Origin of the sequence: Bradyrhizobium sp. SPXBL-04, assembly GCF_051853035.1 — a bacterium.
Taxonomy (GTDB): Bacteria; Pseudomonadota; Alphaproteobacteria; order Rhizobiales; family Xanthobacteraceae; genus Bradyrhizobium; species Bradyrhizobium zhanjiangense.
This window is the reverse complement of sequence record NZ_CP182472.1, coordinates 6,799,365-6,813,210: the sequence shown is the minus strand read 5'-3', so window position 1 is coordinate 6,813,210 and position 13,846 is coordinate 6,799,365. Positions and strand designations below refer to the sequence as shown.

11 protein-coding genes are annotated in these 13,846 nt (G+C 56.2%); 4 read left to right on the top strand and 7 right to left on the bottom strand.

What is annotated here, in order from left to right:
• Nucleotides 1-14: 14 nt before the first annotated feature.
• Genes ACNJX8_RS32600 through ACNJX8_RS32575 form a run of 6 tightly spaced genes read right to left on the bottom strand, consistent with a single transcriptional unit; the run spans nt 15 to nt 7,081 of the window.
• Nucleotides 15-1,280: a glycosyltransferase family 4 protein gene (locus tag ACNJX8_RS32600; RefSeq protein WP_439358116.1), complete on the bottom strand. Its 1,266-nt coding sequence runs from the start codon at nt 1,278-1,280 to the stop codon at nt 15-17.
• Complete coding sequence (locus ACNJX8_RS32595; RefSeq protein ID WP_439358115.1) at nt 1,273-2,673, bottom strand: lipopolysaccharide biosynthesis protein; 1,401 nt, start codon at nt 2,671-2,673, stop codon at nt 1,273-1,275. Before ACNJX8_RS32595 ends, ACNJX8_RS32600 begins: the two co-directional genes overlap by 8 nt.
• Nucleotides 2,670-3,845 carry a glycosyltransferase gene (locus ACNJX8_RS32590; protein ID WP_439410295.1) on the bottom strand — a complete coding sequence of 392 codons (1,176 nt, stop codon included), beginning with the start codon at nt 3,843-3,845 and terminating at the stop codon, nt 2,670-2,672. The genes ACNJX8_RS32595 and ACNJX8_RS32590 overlap by 4 nt, the downstream gene beginning before the upstream one ends.
• Nucleotides 3,842-4,951 carry a glycosyltransferase family 4 protein gene (locus ACNJX8_RS32585; RefSeq protein ID WP_439358113.1) on the bottom strand — a complete coding sequence of 370 codons (1,110 nt, stop codon included), beginning with the start codon at nt 4,949-4,951 and terminating at the stop codon, nt 3,842-3,844. Before ACNJX8_RS32585 ends, ACNJX8_RS32590 begins: the two co-directional genes overlap by 4 nt.
• Nucleotides 4,948-5,676, bottom strand: a complete 729-nt coding sequence (locus tag ACNJX8_RS32580; RefSeq protein ID WP_439358112.1) for an FkbM family methyltransferase — start codon at nt 5,674-5,676, stop codon at nt 4,948-4,950. The genes ACNJX8_RS32585 and ACNJX8_RS32580 overlap by 4 nt, the downstream gene beginning before the upstream one ends.
• Before the next feature lie 37 nt (nt 5,677-5,713).
• Complete coding sequence (locus ACNJX8_RS32575) at nt 5,714-7,081, bottom strand: undecaprenyl-phosphate glucose phosphotransferase (protein WP_439358111.1); 1,368 nt, start codon at nt 7,079-7,081, stop codon at nt 5,714-5,716.
• 426 nt (nt 7,082-7,507) lie between these two features.
• Between ACNJX8_RS32575 and ACNJX8_RS32570 the strand changes: the two genes are divergently transcribed.
• The 4 genes from ACNJX8_RS32570 to ACNJX8_RS32555 all read left to right on the top strand — a co-directional run bounded on the left by ACNJX8_RS32570 (nt 7,508) and on the right by ACNJX8_RS32555 (nt 11,579).
• Nucleotides 7,508-8,467: an ABC transporter substrate-binding protein gene (locus tag ACNJX8_RS32570; RefSeq protein WP_439358110.1), complete on the top strand. Its 960-nt coding sequence runs from the start codon at nt 7,508-7,510 to the stop codon at nt 8,465-8,467.
• A 208-nt stretch (nt 8,468-8,675) separates the two neighbouring features.
• The gene (locus tag ACNJX8_RS32565) at nt 8,676-8,948 is read left to right on the top strand and encodes a hypothetical protein (protein WP_439358109.1); all 273 of its coding nucleotides are present in this window, start codon (nt 8,676-8,678) and stop codon (nt 8,946-8,948) included.
• A gap of 287 nt (nt 8,949-9,235) precedes the next feature.
• Nucleotides 9,236-10,210, top strand: a complete 975-nt coding sequence (locus tag ACNJX8_RS32560) for a GDP-L-fucose synthase family protein (protein ID WP_439362009.1) — start codon at nt 9,236-9,238, stop codon at nt 10,208-10,210.
• A gap of 61 nt (nt 10,211-10,271) precedes the next feature.
• Complete coding sequence (locus ACNJX8_RS32555) at nt 10,272-11,579, top strand: WcaI family glycosyltransferase (protein ID WP_439358108.1); 1,308 nt, start codon at nt 10,272-10,274, stop codon at nt 11,577-11,579.
• Between the two features lie 126 nt (nt 11,580-11,705).
• Here the strand turns inward: ACNJX8_RS32555 and ACNJX8_RS32550 are convergent, their stop codons facing one another.
• A complete protein-coding gene (locus ACNJX8_RS32550; protein ID WP_439358107.1) occupies nt 11,706-13,712 on the bottom strand; it encodes an acyltransferase family protein in 2,007 nt (668 codons plus the stop codon).
• Nucleotides 13,713-13,846: the final 134 nt, after the last annotated feature.

The following is a 13,846-nucleotide window of genomic DNA, read 5'->3' as shown; positions in this document are numbered from 1 at the left end:
ACAAGGGGCGCTCCTTAGTCGTTCGGTGCAGCCAAGTTTGCCGCGAGATCTGCAACGGCGCTCTGATATCTCGAAAAGGAAAATTGTTCAGCCCTTGCGGGCGCTCCGGCTGCCCAGTGGTCTAAGAGCTGGCGATCTTCTATCACTTTCATCATGGCCGTATAGACCGATTCTGCGCTTAAGCTTTCCAGCACGATCCCCGTGTTTTCGTCAGCGGCTGTCCCGGCGTTCTTGGATTGTATGATGGCAGTTCCTGAAGCCAGAGCCTCGTACAACGTAAGCGCCGAACCTTCGAAATAGCTAGGAAAGACTAGGCAGTCAGCGTTGAGTAGAAACTCTCTGACTCTGGACCGCGGGACGGTACGAATTAACTGAACTCTGTCGGAAAACCGCGCGAACGTTTCGTCAGGCACTTGGAGGTCTCCGACGATTGTTAGAGAAGCCGCGCTTTCTGGGATCCTTGAGATCGCATTTAGGAGTAAGTGAATGCCTTTCCGAGGACCGGCCTGACCAAGGAAGAGGAATTTAACTGGCTGATTGCGCGAAGCAGGAAGGCGCGGCCGGCTGGTCGGAGAGAAGAAAACGTCGTCATAGCAATAATGGAGCACGCGGACCTTCTTCTCAAGGTCGGGTCGGGCTCGCTTATCCAAGATAGTATTTTTGCAGAACTCTGAGCCTGCGAGAATGATATCCGCCAGATCGTATTCTTCATCCAGCCGGTCGATTCGCTTTTGGTCGATTAGAAACGCTTTGGCTAGGAAGAACTCTGCGTATTCTTGGTGCACTCCTTTCATGATTTCGTTGTAAATGCGTGGATCTCCAATTGTTACGTCGAGTATGTTGGTGATTCCTAATTGCTTTGCCGTCTCAAAGCCTTCCTTGGCAGAGGAGTCGTAGCCCCAGACTACATTGGGATTGGTCTTCCGAATAAGATGGCCGACATCGTGACCAAACTTCCGGTTGCCGATCAAATTGATCCAGGCTGACGCGCGCCTCCACTTCGCTCTCGCGAAGAGACGTTCAATCCACTCATGCATGCCTTGAGTATGGACCAAAGACAGATCGATGTCTGGGTGATGAAACCGGCTAAACTCCTTCTCCAACAGAGCCCGTGCTCGGCCAGGCATGATCTTCGCTGCACTGTATGGCCAGCGGTCGGGCTGGTAGAAAATAGAAGTTGCGTACCATTTTAGAGCACCCGAATGTTGAAGGGCACGTGTAGTCTGCCACGAATGCTGAGTGCCTGGATGGAAAACTCCAAACTGAAGCTTCTTAGTCATGTTGTTTGAGATCTCTGGCTTTCGGTCTGAAGAGTAGGGCAACAGCCTTTTGGTCTATTTTTGCAGGCTTAATTTCTTGAACAAGCTTTAGAAGCCAAGATCGGAGTTCTGAGGGCGGAGCGATGTGTATGAAGACGAGCCGGACAATAAGGCTAGCCATGATGACATCGAGCAACAACAACGATGCGGCTGCCCCATCTAGGCCGTAGGTCGGCACCAGTAGATAGGTTAGCGCGACACTTGCTACTGCGAGGATCGCGTAAGGATAGGAGTAGAGATGATGCTTGTTAACAGCGAGCAGAAAATTTGAGAAAGGATGCCAGCAGCCGTTTACCAACATGGTGGCGGTCATGACTGCAACAAAAGAGCTTGGTGGTACGACCACATTGTGAGTCCAGATGGAGACGATGGTTGTTCCAAAGAAGACAAGAATTATCGCGGTGACGGATAGTGCAAGCAAGTTCCAGGCTGTGGAGAGCAACACCAGCTTCATTAAAGCAGTTCGATCGCCTCGTGACGAAGCAGCTGAAAACTCGGGAAGTATCGCATGGTTGAGGAGGGAGACGAGTTGCACGCCTGATCTAGTTAGTGTCCTTGTGGACGAGAAGATAGCCGCATTCGCAGTGTTGGAGGCTGCGCCAAGTGCGAGTGTGGTCCCTTGAAGGAAGCTGGCCTGAGCTATCGGGAGAGTCATTGCTGCTATGGCCGGCTTAATCAGTAGCCTTATTTCCCGCCACGAGGCATCCGTGATGGAAATCTTTAGCCACGGCACGTTTCGGGCGAGAACGAAACCTTGAACCGAAGTGCTTACAAGTCGGCAAATTGCTAGGGCGAGTGCAACGTCTTTCGGCGTCCCGCCCGCCGTGCAGACAAGGATAGCCGCGGCGCCTTCCACAAGCATGACAAATGCTTGTGTCATTGTTCCAAGGGCATAGAGGCCGCTGCAGCGATATCCAGCAAGAAATATCCCTCCATGAAGTGCGGAGATAGATTGAACCATGAGGAAGAATAGCGTCGCACCGACCTCGCTCCCGCCCATGTATTGGGACTGGGTCATCGAGACGGGCAATAGCCAGAAAGCCGAGATCGATGCGACAAGGATACAAATTGAAGCGGCAATCACAACGATCCATGCACTTTGGAACGTCTTAATCGCGCCGTCCAGGTCACCACGAGCGACCTTCATGGTCATGTCCGTTCCCGCTGCTGTGGCAAATCCTAAGTCAGCAAGGGAAATGTAAGACGGGAGAGCGGAAGCGATTACCCACCATCCATAGAGTTGTAGCCCCCAATGAGAGGCCAAGACCGGCACTGCTGATAATTGCACAACAAGGATTACGGCTTGGACGAAAGCATTCGCGCCAACCCCACGTGCGACGGTCTTCCAGTTCATGGCTGTCCTTCAGTCCCGACGAGTACAGAACCGGATGCGGTTATGATTCTCTCGCAACCGTCCAGAATACTCCTGGCCGCAGCCTCCGGGGTAAAGGGAGCAATCTGCAACAGACAACTCCTAGCTGTGACCGCTATATCTTCAAATGCGATTGGTGCGTCAACTAGCCTCTGAGTCAGCTCTTGAATGTCGGACCAGCTATAGGGAAACCCTGTCCGCTCAGGGATTACTAGTTCGGGCACACACCCGCACCGGTCGCTCACCACTACAGGGCATCCATAGCTTAAGCTTTCGTTGACCACGAGCCCCCAAGGCTCGCTGCGGCTCGGAAGGACTAGGCATGTAGCCTTGAGGTACTCGTCGAACAGCGCTTGGTCCACTTTGGAGCCCGTGAATTCTACGCGGGCAGTAATGCCAAGCGCGTCGCAGATTCTTTCAAGTTTTTCCTGCTCAGGCCCTTGACCGACCAGCACAAGCTTGGCTTCTGGATAATGCGTCAGAGCACGAGAGAATGCCTGGATCAGGTTCTCCAAGCTCTTTTCAGGAGATAGCCTACCAACATAGAGATATCTTGGACTATCGCGGCGCGCGGCGCTGTTTTGGCGCCTTACAATCACTTCTTCGGGCGAATAATCCCTAGGGAGTGCTGCCGCTTGGCAATTGGGAAAAGCGCGATTTGGTGAGACACCATAGTGGATGACGTATTCAGCAGATCGTTTCCCATAGCAGAAGATGCCGCTGCTGAGCCCAAAAAGGATTCGTTTTCCAATTCCTGTCAGAAGCGCTTGTGGCTTATCATGAATAGTCGAGTCGCAGAACCATGCGAACTTTTTCCTACGCAGGATAAGAATCAGCACCTGCAGCCAAACCTCAGGCTTTTCGTAGCCATTCAAAATCGTTAGATCAGAGTGATCCAGCCACGTGTGTTTAAGTAGTGTCGCAAAGAGTTGTGATTTCGGTATTTTAGAATATGCCCCTTTGAACAGCAACGAAAAAGGATATTGATGCCAGCTGAGGTCAACTGGAGCTAGTGCCGCCCTTCTTACTTCAGTCTCGGCGATCTGGTAAAATGTAACATTGACAGCGCGGCGTTGAGCTTCTCTGTACAGGGCGGAAAACACTACGGCCTTGTATCGTGCCCAGACAAGATTGTGCCATATTGTAATCTTCACAGCGCATCCCTATTTCGGGCATTATTGTTCGAAAATTGCGAATCCAAAAAGGTTTGAGCGTACATCAAGCTAAGAAGATGCTTTTGTTCATATGATCGCGCTCTACGATCATGATCGCGCCTCAATTCGGAGATGCGCCTTGCGCTTTCATTGAGGTATTCTAAGCACGGATCAATGAAGTCTCTTCCGATCTCAACGATCAGTCCGTTGTCCCGAACCTGTTCGGGTATGCAACCTCTGCCGAATGCGACGATTGCATTCCCTGCAGACAACGCCTCAAAAATGACTGTCGGTTGTGCTTCGTGGGCGTACTCTGTGGGAAATATAAAGACGTCGAGATCGTGGTAAAATCGCTTCTTTTCATCGCCGTAGATGGGACCCCAATAGTCGAGCGTGCCCTTTAGCTCTGCGATTGCTCTTTCGACGAGAATACGATCTTCCTCGTTCCCGATGGGACCAGCCAAAATACCCTTGATATCGATTCCCTTCGACTTAATCCGGCGCATCAGATCAATGAAGGTATACAGACCTTTTTCCCTCGTTAGATTGCTGAGCAGCCCGACCGTCAGAGTGGAAGCCTGTTTTTGCCCGCGGATTGTCGGAGGTACGAAAGCAGCGTTCGACAGGATGCGGCTCTCGCTGGGCCTGTTGTAGGCTGACGAAAATTGATCGCGCATTTGTTGGCAGAGGAATAAGTGCGTTGCTCGTGGACCGCCCACCCGCACGAGCGCTCGCATCAGTTTTTTAGGTTTGCTGATATAGTCAAAGCTGTGGTGATGCAGGTAGATTCGATACCGGCAAACGCGTGCAAGCGCTGAGAGCAAGATCGTGTACAGTAGACCCCAGTCGCCTTCGCAAACCAAGTAGCACACGCGCTCCTTCTTTCGAATGTACCACAGTATAGCTCCAAGCCCCCGGAGAACGCGAGAAGCCCTCCCAGCGTGTTTCGGAAAGCCTCGGAGACCTGGAGCTGGCGAAATGTTCACCGTAGCTACTTCATGGATCTCTCGCAGGAGACGAATCATCTCAGAGGTGATGTACGCAAGGCCGGTCACGGGGGGAGGGATTTGACCGATCGCAACAATAAAACAGCGCTCGATCGTCACGATTTGCCTGCCTGCCTGAAGAGAAAATCAGCCTGTAGTGGCCCGCGATGTTTGTCGACGTGTTGGTTGAAAATACCGCGGAGAATGAACCCGTGGCGGTGCAAAAACTCGATCACCTCTCCAGCGAGAGCTTGCCCTTCATAGAGTTCAACGTATGAGGCTTCCACGTAAACAGTATGGAATCGTTGAAGAAGATCTTCGCAACCTTTCAGCACATCCAATTCGAATCCTTGGACATCGATCTTGAGGAGTGCAGGCGATGCGACTTGATCCGCGTGCATCGTGCTGCCGAGCCGCCTCAGCGTGACCTTCTTGCGTATGTTTACAATCGTCCCAAACACGTCGGCCTGTGTAGTCGAGGGCTGCAAAATTGACGACGAATCGTTCTCGTTCGCAACGTTGATCGCAACTTCCCCCTCAAAAGAGCCAACGCCGAACTTGAATAGTTGAACACGATTGTCAGTGCCAAAGATGGTATTGAAAGTTTGCCAGCAATCATCGAGCGGTTCGAAACTCAAGATGTTGGCGTGGGGCCAACGCTCGCGCGCGAACAGGGCGAATTGTCCGACATTCGCTCCAACATCAACGATAGTTTTGTAATCCATTGAGCCTATTGCAGAGGTGTGCTCAATGCTCGCAGCGACATTGCGCATAAGCGCGCGGCGTCCCCGGGGAGAACGCAACGCATGAAAGAGCTTCTGAAGCCGGATGGCGAAAAGGTTCATTTGCAAGATAAGCGACCGAGAATTTGAAAACTGACGATCAGTATGCCGTCGGCTTGGCAAAGGTTACTATTGCCGTCCGAAACAGAATTTTCACATCCAACGCCAAGCTCCAATTATTGATGTACCACAGGTCATGCTCCACGCGCTTCTGCATCAGCTCGAGCGTGCGGGTTTCTCCGCGATAACCATTAACCTGGGCCCAGCCGGTGATGCCGGGCTTGACGTGGTGGCGGAAGGCGTAGTTGCCGATGATCTGCTCATATTCGGTGTTGTGGGCGGCCGCGTGCGGGCGGGGGCCGACCAGCGACATGTCGCCCTTGAGCACGTTGAGGAGCTGCGGCAGCTCGTCGATCGAGGTCTTGCGCAGCCATTTGCCGATCGGCGTGACGCGCGGGTCGTTCTTCTGCGCCTGTCGAATCGTCGGGCCGTCCTCGAGCACGCGCATGGTGCGGAACTTGAAGATCCTGAACGCGCGCCCGCCGAAGCCGTGGCGGGTCTGGCGAAAGAACACCGGGCCCTTCGAGGTCAGCTTGATCACGAGCGCGGTCACCAGCATCACCGGCGCGAACACCAGCAGCGCAAGGCTCGCGCCGACGAGGTCCAGCGCGCGCTTGAGCGCGCGTTCGCGATAAGAGAGCGGGGCGCGGCGCAGCTCGGCGGTGAAGGTGTTGCCGGTGCCTTCAAGCGGATAGCGCAGGAAGCGCGCCGTGTTGGCGTCCGGCACCAGATGCACCGGAAGCGGGAGGATCTTCAGCACGTCCAGAATGCTGTCGATCGCATGCTGGCGGCTCCAGTTGATCAGCAGGAAGACGTGCTCGATCCGGTTCTCGCGCGCGTAACTGATCAGCTCCTCGAAGCGCGGCGCCAGCGCAGACAGCAGCAGCGGCGAATCGAGCTCCTTGGGCCGCACCTCCATCACCCGCATCAGGCGGTAGCCGTGCTGGCCGAGGTCGTCGACCGCGTTGGACGAAGTGGCAAGGCCGAACTCGGCGATCATGATCGCACGGCCGTTGGCGAAGGCGCCGGTGCGCAAGGCGTGCGCGGTCCAGCGCGCCGCAGCCGTTTTCCAGGCGATGAGGACGGCGAGGCCGACCAGATAGAACGAGATCGTGGTGCCGCGGGAGAATTCGTCGCTGACCTTCATCGTGAAGGCGATCGCCAGCAGCGCGCCGAACAGAAAGGTCCACGTCGTCAGCGTCATCCGGAAGGTGCGCGGCAGATCGGTGACGGCCTTCAGCCGGTAGCCCTGCTGCACGATGGTCAGGAGCACGAAATTGATCGCGACGAGCAGGCTCGCCGCCGCATAGACGTCGGCCTTGCCGAGCGTGCCGGCGGTCGCGACGTGATAGCCGACCGCGCAGCCGATCCCGCTGACCACGATCAGCGCCGCATCGATCACCGCCATCGATCGCTCCACAACCACAGGGCGCAGCCAGCTAGGCGCAAAGCCAGTAGCTGTGGATGCGATTGGCTCGACCACGCCAATTTCCCCCGCCGAATCAGCGACGGGCACCGGTCGCGTGGAAAGAATAGTCATCCTGCCAAACCCATTGACGCAATATTCATTGCCCGAACGCGCCGTGCTATCGGTCAAAATCGCTGTTAGAACAAGGCGAAGGAAAAATTAACCTTACCCCACAAGCTTGCATTGTAGCGCATCTCGCCTCGACTGATATGTTAAATTTCACAACCCGTTAGGAAGTTCTCGTTGCCTCGAATCCAGTCCCGGCGGCGACCTCGGCCGAGAGGGAAGCGCTACCTCGCCATTGGCCTTGCAGTCGTCGCGTTGGTAGGAACCGTGCTCCTCGTTCTTCGTCCCGATAGGGCGCCCATGCGAGCTCCGACAGCTTCCAGGGCCGCCGCAGTCAAGCTCCTCCTGGACGGGCCATATGGCGCGCGGTTTGCCGGCGAACTCGCGGCATCCAGACAGGGATACTTCTCCACCCGCATCGAGGTGTCGGCCCAGCCTGAAGACCCTGACTTCGTCCAAACCATTGCACGCCAACATGCCATCGGCGTGACGAGCGGCCAGAAGTTCTTGCTGGCGAGCTGGCGTGGCGTGCCCGTGACCGCCTTTGCTGCGAGCTTTCTCGACACCTCTGTCGCGATTTTCACGCTCGAAGCCTCGGGATTGCGGCGGCCGGCTGATCTGGTCGGAAAGCGGGTCGGATACCGCAGGGCGAGTGAGGGAGACGTCGTTTTCGATGCGATGATGGCGCAGCTCGGGCTTCCCCGGAGTCAGATCACCAAGGTCCCAGGCCGCGATAGCTTTGAGGCTCTGCGGGCCGGGGAGGTGGATGCGATCATCACCGCAATCGACGAGCAACCCGATCCCTCCAGTTCGGCTTTCGTGAAGTTGAATGTCATCAAGCCGCAAGACTACGGCATCCATGTCCCTGGCTTGGTCTACTTCGCGAGCAATGGTCTCGTCCATGAACAGCCATCCATGATTGCCGACATCCTTCAGGGCCTCATTCGAGGATGGCAATTTACCTACGCGGACTATGCACGGAGCGTGCCCGTTCTCGCCGGCGCCGGCCCGACCAGGCTGAGCTCTGAGCGGCTGAAATTCGAGCTGCAGCAGCAGCGGCCGTTGGTGTTGCCGACGGGCGGTCGTATTGGCGACTACGACGAAAGCCGCTGGCGGACGCTCCGGGATATTCTCATTTTCGCCAAGCTCGGCGAGGAAGACGTGCCGCTGGCTCAGACGGTCAACTACCAGTTCCTTCGGGATGTGTACCGCCGTTCACCCGACCTCGCTGCCCCGGGCGCCTGGAGCGAGGAAAAGTAGGACCAAGAAGCCACACCTATGCGCCATATCGACCCAAAAGGCCGTTGGCCGCCGTGGCATCGGTTGCATTTCTACCGATGGCCTTGGTAAGTTCGGTTCACTATTTGGGCTAGTCGCGGAGTGGTTTACGACCCGTGAAGTCGGTTGGCGGGGGTCTGACGGGCGCGGGGCGGGGGATCAAATCCGTAGGGGCGAGGAGCTTTTTGGGATGTTTAAGACGTTGATGCGAGCAGGTCTTTTGGCCGCAACTGTTACCTTCGGCGCGGCGAGCGCAGCAAGCGCCGCAATGCAGATGCCCGCACCGGCAGACCTGCTCACGGGCGAGAGCCAGGTGACGCCTGTTACGTTCTGGGCGCAGCCGTATCCATACCGCTATGTGCCGGTGCGCCGTTGCCCCTTGGTGCGAGTCGAGACGCCCTATGGCTGGTACATGGATCGCGTTTGCGCGCCTGTCGGTCCTGTCCTACGTCGGGCATATTGAGCTTGGGCTGAACGAGCGGCGGCCGCCGTTTCTTGCAAAGATTTAGAGGCAGCCGCATAGCTCATGCGGCTGCCTTGCTCATTTTTGTTTCGCAGAGTGCTGCTCTTTTGTGCGCGCAGCGCGGGTTCACCATGAATATCTTTGCCGGGCCGGGATCGGCTTTCGCATGGTGAAGATTGTGTTACCAGATCGGCGGAGCTGCATCGGCAGCGTGATTGCTTAAGGCGGCGGTGGCTGGATCTCCTGGGAGTGGTGATCCGGCCAATCGGTCGCTGGTAGAGGATACGATGACAGGGGTTTCAACCTACGATCTCACGGGCAAACGTGTCTTTGTCGCGGGTCACCGCGGCATGGTCGGATCAGCTGTCGTCCGAAGGCTTGCATCAGAGAATTGCACTGTGCTGACGGCCGACCGGCGTGAACTGGACCTCACAAAGGAAGAGCCCACGCTGAAATGGCTGCAGGCCAATCGTCCCGACGTGGTGGTGCACGCCGCTGCAAAGGTCGGTGGTATCGCAGCCAACAACAGTTTCCCGGTCGACTTTCTCTGCGACAATCTTGCGGTGGAATTGAACGTCATCCGCGCAAGTCACACGGTTGGCGTGCAGCGCCTGTTGTTCCTCGGCTCATCCTGTATCTATCCCAAGCACGCGAAGCAGCCGATCGCCGAAAGCGAATTGCTGACGGGGCCGCTCGAGCCGACCAACGAGTGGTATGCAATCGCCAAGATTGCCGGCCTCAAGATGTGCCAGGCGTATCGTCGGCAGTATGGCGATGATTTCATCTCGGTGATGCCGACCAATCTCTACGGCCGCGGCGACAATTATCATCCGGACCATAGTCACGTCCCTGCAGCGCTGATCCGGCGCTTCCACGAAGCCAAGATCGCCAATGCGCCGAGCGTCTCCGTATGGGGCTCCGGCACGCCGCTCCGCGAATTTCTCAACGTCGATGATTTAGCCGATGCCTGCTTTTTCCTTCTGAAGAATTATTCGAGCGACCTGCCGATAAACGTCGGTAGTGGTGATGAGTTATCGATCGCAGACTTTGCGGCGGCCGTAGCGGAAGTCGTGGGCTATGGAGGCAAGCTCGCGTTCGATACCTCCAAGCCTGACGGAACGCCACGCAAGCTGCTCGATAGTTCGAGAATTCGAGGGCTTGGTTGGCGGCCGAACGTCGCTTTGCAGGCCGGTCTCGCGGCCGCATACGCAGATTTCTTGGAAGGCTACGGACGTCATCTGGAAGTCAGCGCAACGCGCTGAGTAGACTACTTGGACTACAAGAAAGCTTTTTTATTCTGAACTTTGATTTGGGCGGGGCTTTATGCGTGTTCTCTTGGTGGGCATCAACTATGCCCCAGATCTGATCGGCGTTGCGAAATACAACGCCGAGCTCTGCGAAAGTCTGGCAGCCGACGGTCATGAAGTTCGGGTCATTACGGCGCCCCCCTATTATCCGGCCTGGAAGATCCCCCCCGCGTTCAAATCGTCGTACTTCAGACCGAGAGATGTTGACGGCGTTCGAGTAACACGTGTGCCGATTTATGTGCCCGGACATCCCTCGGGCGCTAAACGGCTGGTCCATCATGCTTCGTTCGCGCTCACGAGCGCGGCGCCGGTCCTCTTCGAGGCGCTATCCTGGCGACCCGACGTTATGATCGCCGTCGCGCCATCGCTGATGTCGGCTGCCTTCGTCTCGTTCGTCGCTCGTCGCGTCGGCGCAAAATCATGGCTTCATGTGCAGGATTTCGAGGTGGACGCGGCATTCGATCTTGGTCTGCTGCGCAACCATTCACTGCGCAAGTGGATGTTGAGAACGGAAGCTGCAATCCTCAAATCATTCGATCGCGTCTCAACTATTTCTGAGGCGATGTTGCTGCGCCTGGTAATCAAAGGGCTAGCGCCCAACAAAGCGCTTGAGGTCAGAAACTGGATTGATACCAGCGCAGTCTGCCCCGGATCACGAATGACAAAATACCGCCGGCAGTTAAACCTCGGCGAGGGCGATATTGTTGCGCTCTACTCTGGAACGATGTCGAACAAGCAGGGGCTCGATCTCGTAATCGAGGCTGCGGTCAGATTGGAGCAAAGCCATCCAAATGTTCACTTTATTCTTACCGGCGAGGGACCGCACAAAACGAGGCTCGAGCAGATGGGCGCCGGACATTCCAACGTCCATTTTTTTGGACTTCAGCCCAACGAGAGCTTCAACGAATTGATGGCGACGGCCGATTTTCATCTCATTCCGCAGAAGGCCGAGGCAGCCGATCTGGTGTTGCCCTCAAAACTCGGTGCGATCTTCGCGTCCGCTCGGCCGGTCATAGCGATGGCCGAAGAAGGTACGGGGCTGTCGGTGGAAGTGACCGGCGCCGGTCTCGTGATTCCGCCGGGAGATTTGTCAGCTCTGGAAGTTGCGATCTGCCAGCTCAGTGAGTCGCCCGCACTCTGCCGGCGTTACGGCGATGAAGGACGAAAGCGCGCCCTCGAGCGATGGGATCGGTGGACCATAGTTCGGCGGTGGGCGGAAGTCATGGCAGGCGAGTCCAACTCAACTGGGAAAGAGGAAAGCGGCTCGGCAGGCGCTAACGACAACGTTGCATTGCCGGTGGAGGATGCGGTTCGTGTGCCCTGAGGCGCCTAGCCTCAACCAGTTGCGCTGCGATAGTTTTGTCGACCGAGATTAGCCGGAAATAAGCGCCGCGATGAGCGCTCATACCCGAGTCTCGCTCGCTGCGATGCTTGGCCGACACGATCTTCCTCAGAGGGCGGCTATTAGTTCTGCGGCGAGACGATCCATAAGCACTAGTGTGAAATCGACCGTGAGATGGTTTGCGTCTCTATAGACAACGACACCGTCGCGAATGGCCGGACATACCAAGCCTGTGCAAATCGACGATGTTAGGTCGATCATGCGCGCGTTGTTGATGGACGACACGGCACGTTGCTCTGCTTCGAGCACTTCGTTGCTTGTAGTGAGCGAAAGACTGCGACTGCAGGTGCTAAATGGTAAGCGCCGCCATTCCGCCCGAGCAAGACAATTGCCGACGGGGTGGTAAGGAGTGGGATTGTCGCGGATCACAATGAGCTTGGCGTTGACCGGTTCGAGTTCCTTGAGCGCTCCAAATAATCCACGCTCCCATGTCTCAATGCTCACTGCGTGAGGTCCCAGATTGGTGAATGGTCCCTTGACGTTTCCGCTCGAAAACTGCGCCAACAGTATCGCGTCCGGGCTATCTTGAGTTTTTATCATGGCGATTGCCTGCTCGCGCCAGCTTGCGCACTGCGGCGAGAGCCGGCGAAGTCGCAAACTGTAGACCTTGGAAACCGGGATATCGGCGATAGGACACGAGGCCTTCAGGTAGGTAATAAGCCGCCATCCTCTCTGTTCGGCAATAGCCGCGAGCGCGGTCGTCCATTGATCGGCGTGAGAATCTCCCAACAGCACAATTGTCTTTGTATAGCTGGATGGGCCGAACACGCAGCGGATGGGACTTTGTGTGGTGAACCCGGCCAGACAACCACTCTCGCTCGAAAGTGAATATTTCGAAGTCGAGGCAACTATCTTCGCTTGCGCGGCATTCGTGACGTGCTGCGCAATGGCGAACGAAAGGATGCCGGCAACCGTGGCGGTTAACGTAACGGCGCCACCCATGACTATTGATCGTACAGATCGCTGTGCCAGCCAGTGGCTAGCTCTGATGGGGTATTCGAGCCAGGCGAGGCTGAGCGACGAGAGAACGATTGTCATAACAAAGAAAAGGCAATTGGCGAGTGCCGTGCTGCCAACAAGCACCGTACCAAGAACTGCAATCGGCCAATGCCAGAGGTAAATGGCGTAGGACCGGGCACCGAAGAACTGAAACGGATGCGTCCTGAGCAAAGCCGACGGTCCAGCAGGATTGTTCCCCGTGAGCAGCAGCAGTGCCGTAGCTGCCACCGGAACAACGGCAACTACTCCCGGGAACGCCATGAAGCCGTCGATAGCAAAGAATGACAGGATGAGAATTGCGAAGGACAACCATCCAACGATCGAACTCGAGCCAGGCTGCTTTGCCCAGCGCTCGAAGGGTCTTGTTGCGATCAGAGCTCCTGCTCCAAACTCCCATGCCCGAGGGGGCGCGAGATAGAACGCCCAAGCTTGCTTGCCGTAGGTCAGGTAGATGCAGCCAGCGAACGATCCGAACACTACGATCAGCAAAGCGAGCAGGATGATCTTTTGGCTGAAACGACCGACAATGAGGAGAAATGCGGGCCAGACCAAGTAAAATTGTTCCTCGACTGAAAGTGACCACGTATGAAGGAAGGGATTGAGTGAACTTTCGGGGGCGAAATAGTTCATGGATTGGCGGAGGAGCCAAACATTGGCGGCATACAGCGCTGAAGCTGCGGCCGACTTGGCCATCTCCTTCTGTTCAAAGGGCGCCAGCACGAAGTATCCGATGATCAGGGTCGTTAGCGTGACCGCGAAGGCGGCAGGCAAGAGCCTCTTAGCCCTGCGACCATAGAAGCCAAGTAAATCGAGTTTCCCGGTCGCGGCTATCTCCCGAAGCAAAAGTTGCGTGATCAGGAAGCCGGATATGACGAAGAACACGTCTACACCGACAAATCCGCCGGTTAAGCCCGGAACTCCATAATGAAAGGCGACCACCGATAGAACTGCGATCGCCCTTAGCCCCTCGACATCAGCTCTGAAATGGGTCGCCGCTCGCGATACAGGCTGCATATCTGTTGCTGTGCACATTGCATCTAGAAAACGCGCGAACAATCAGTACCACGCATTTCGTTCGGGGAGTTTGTCCGTTTTCGGCTGTTCGTGGGGCGGCGGCGAGGCAAGGGCTAGTGTCGGCGGATACGCGAAGGAGAAGTCGGACCTGACCCGCCAGGCGCGGAGAAGTAATC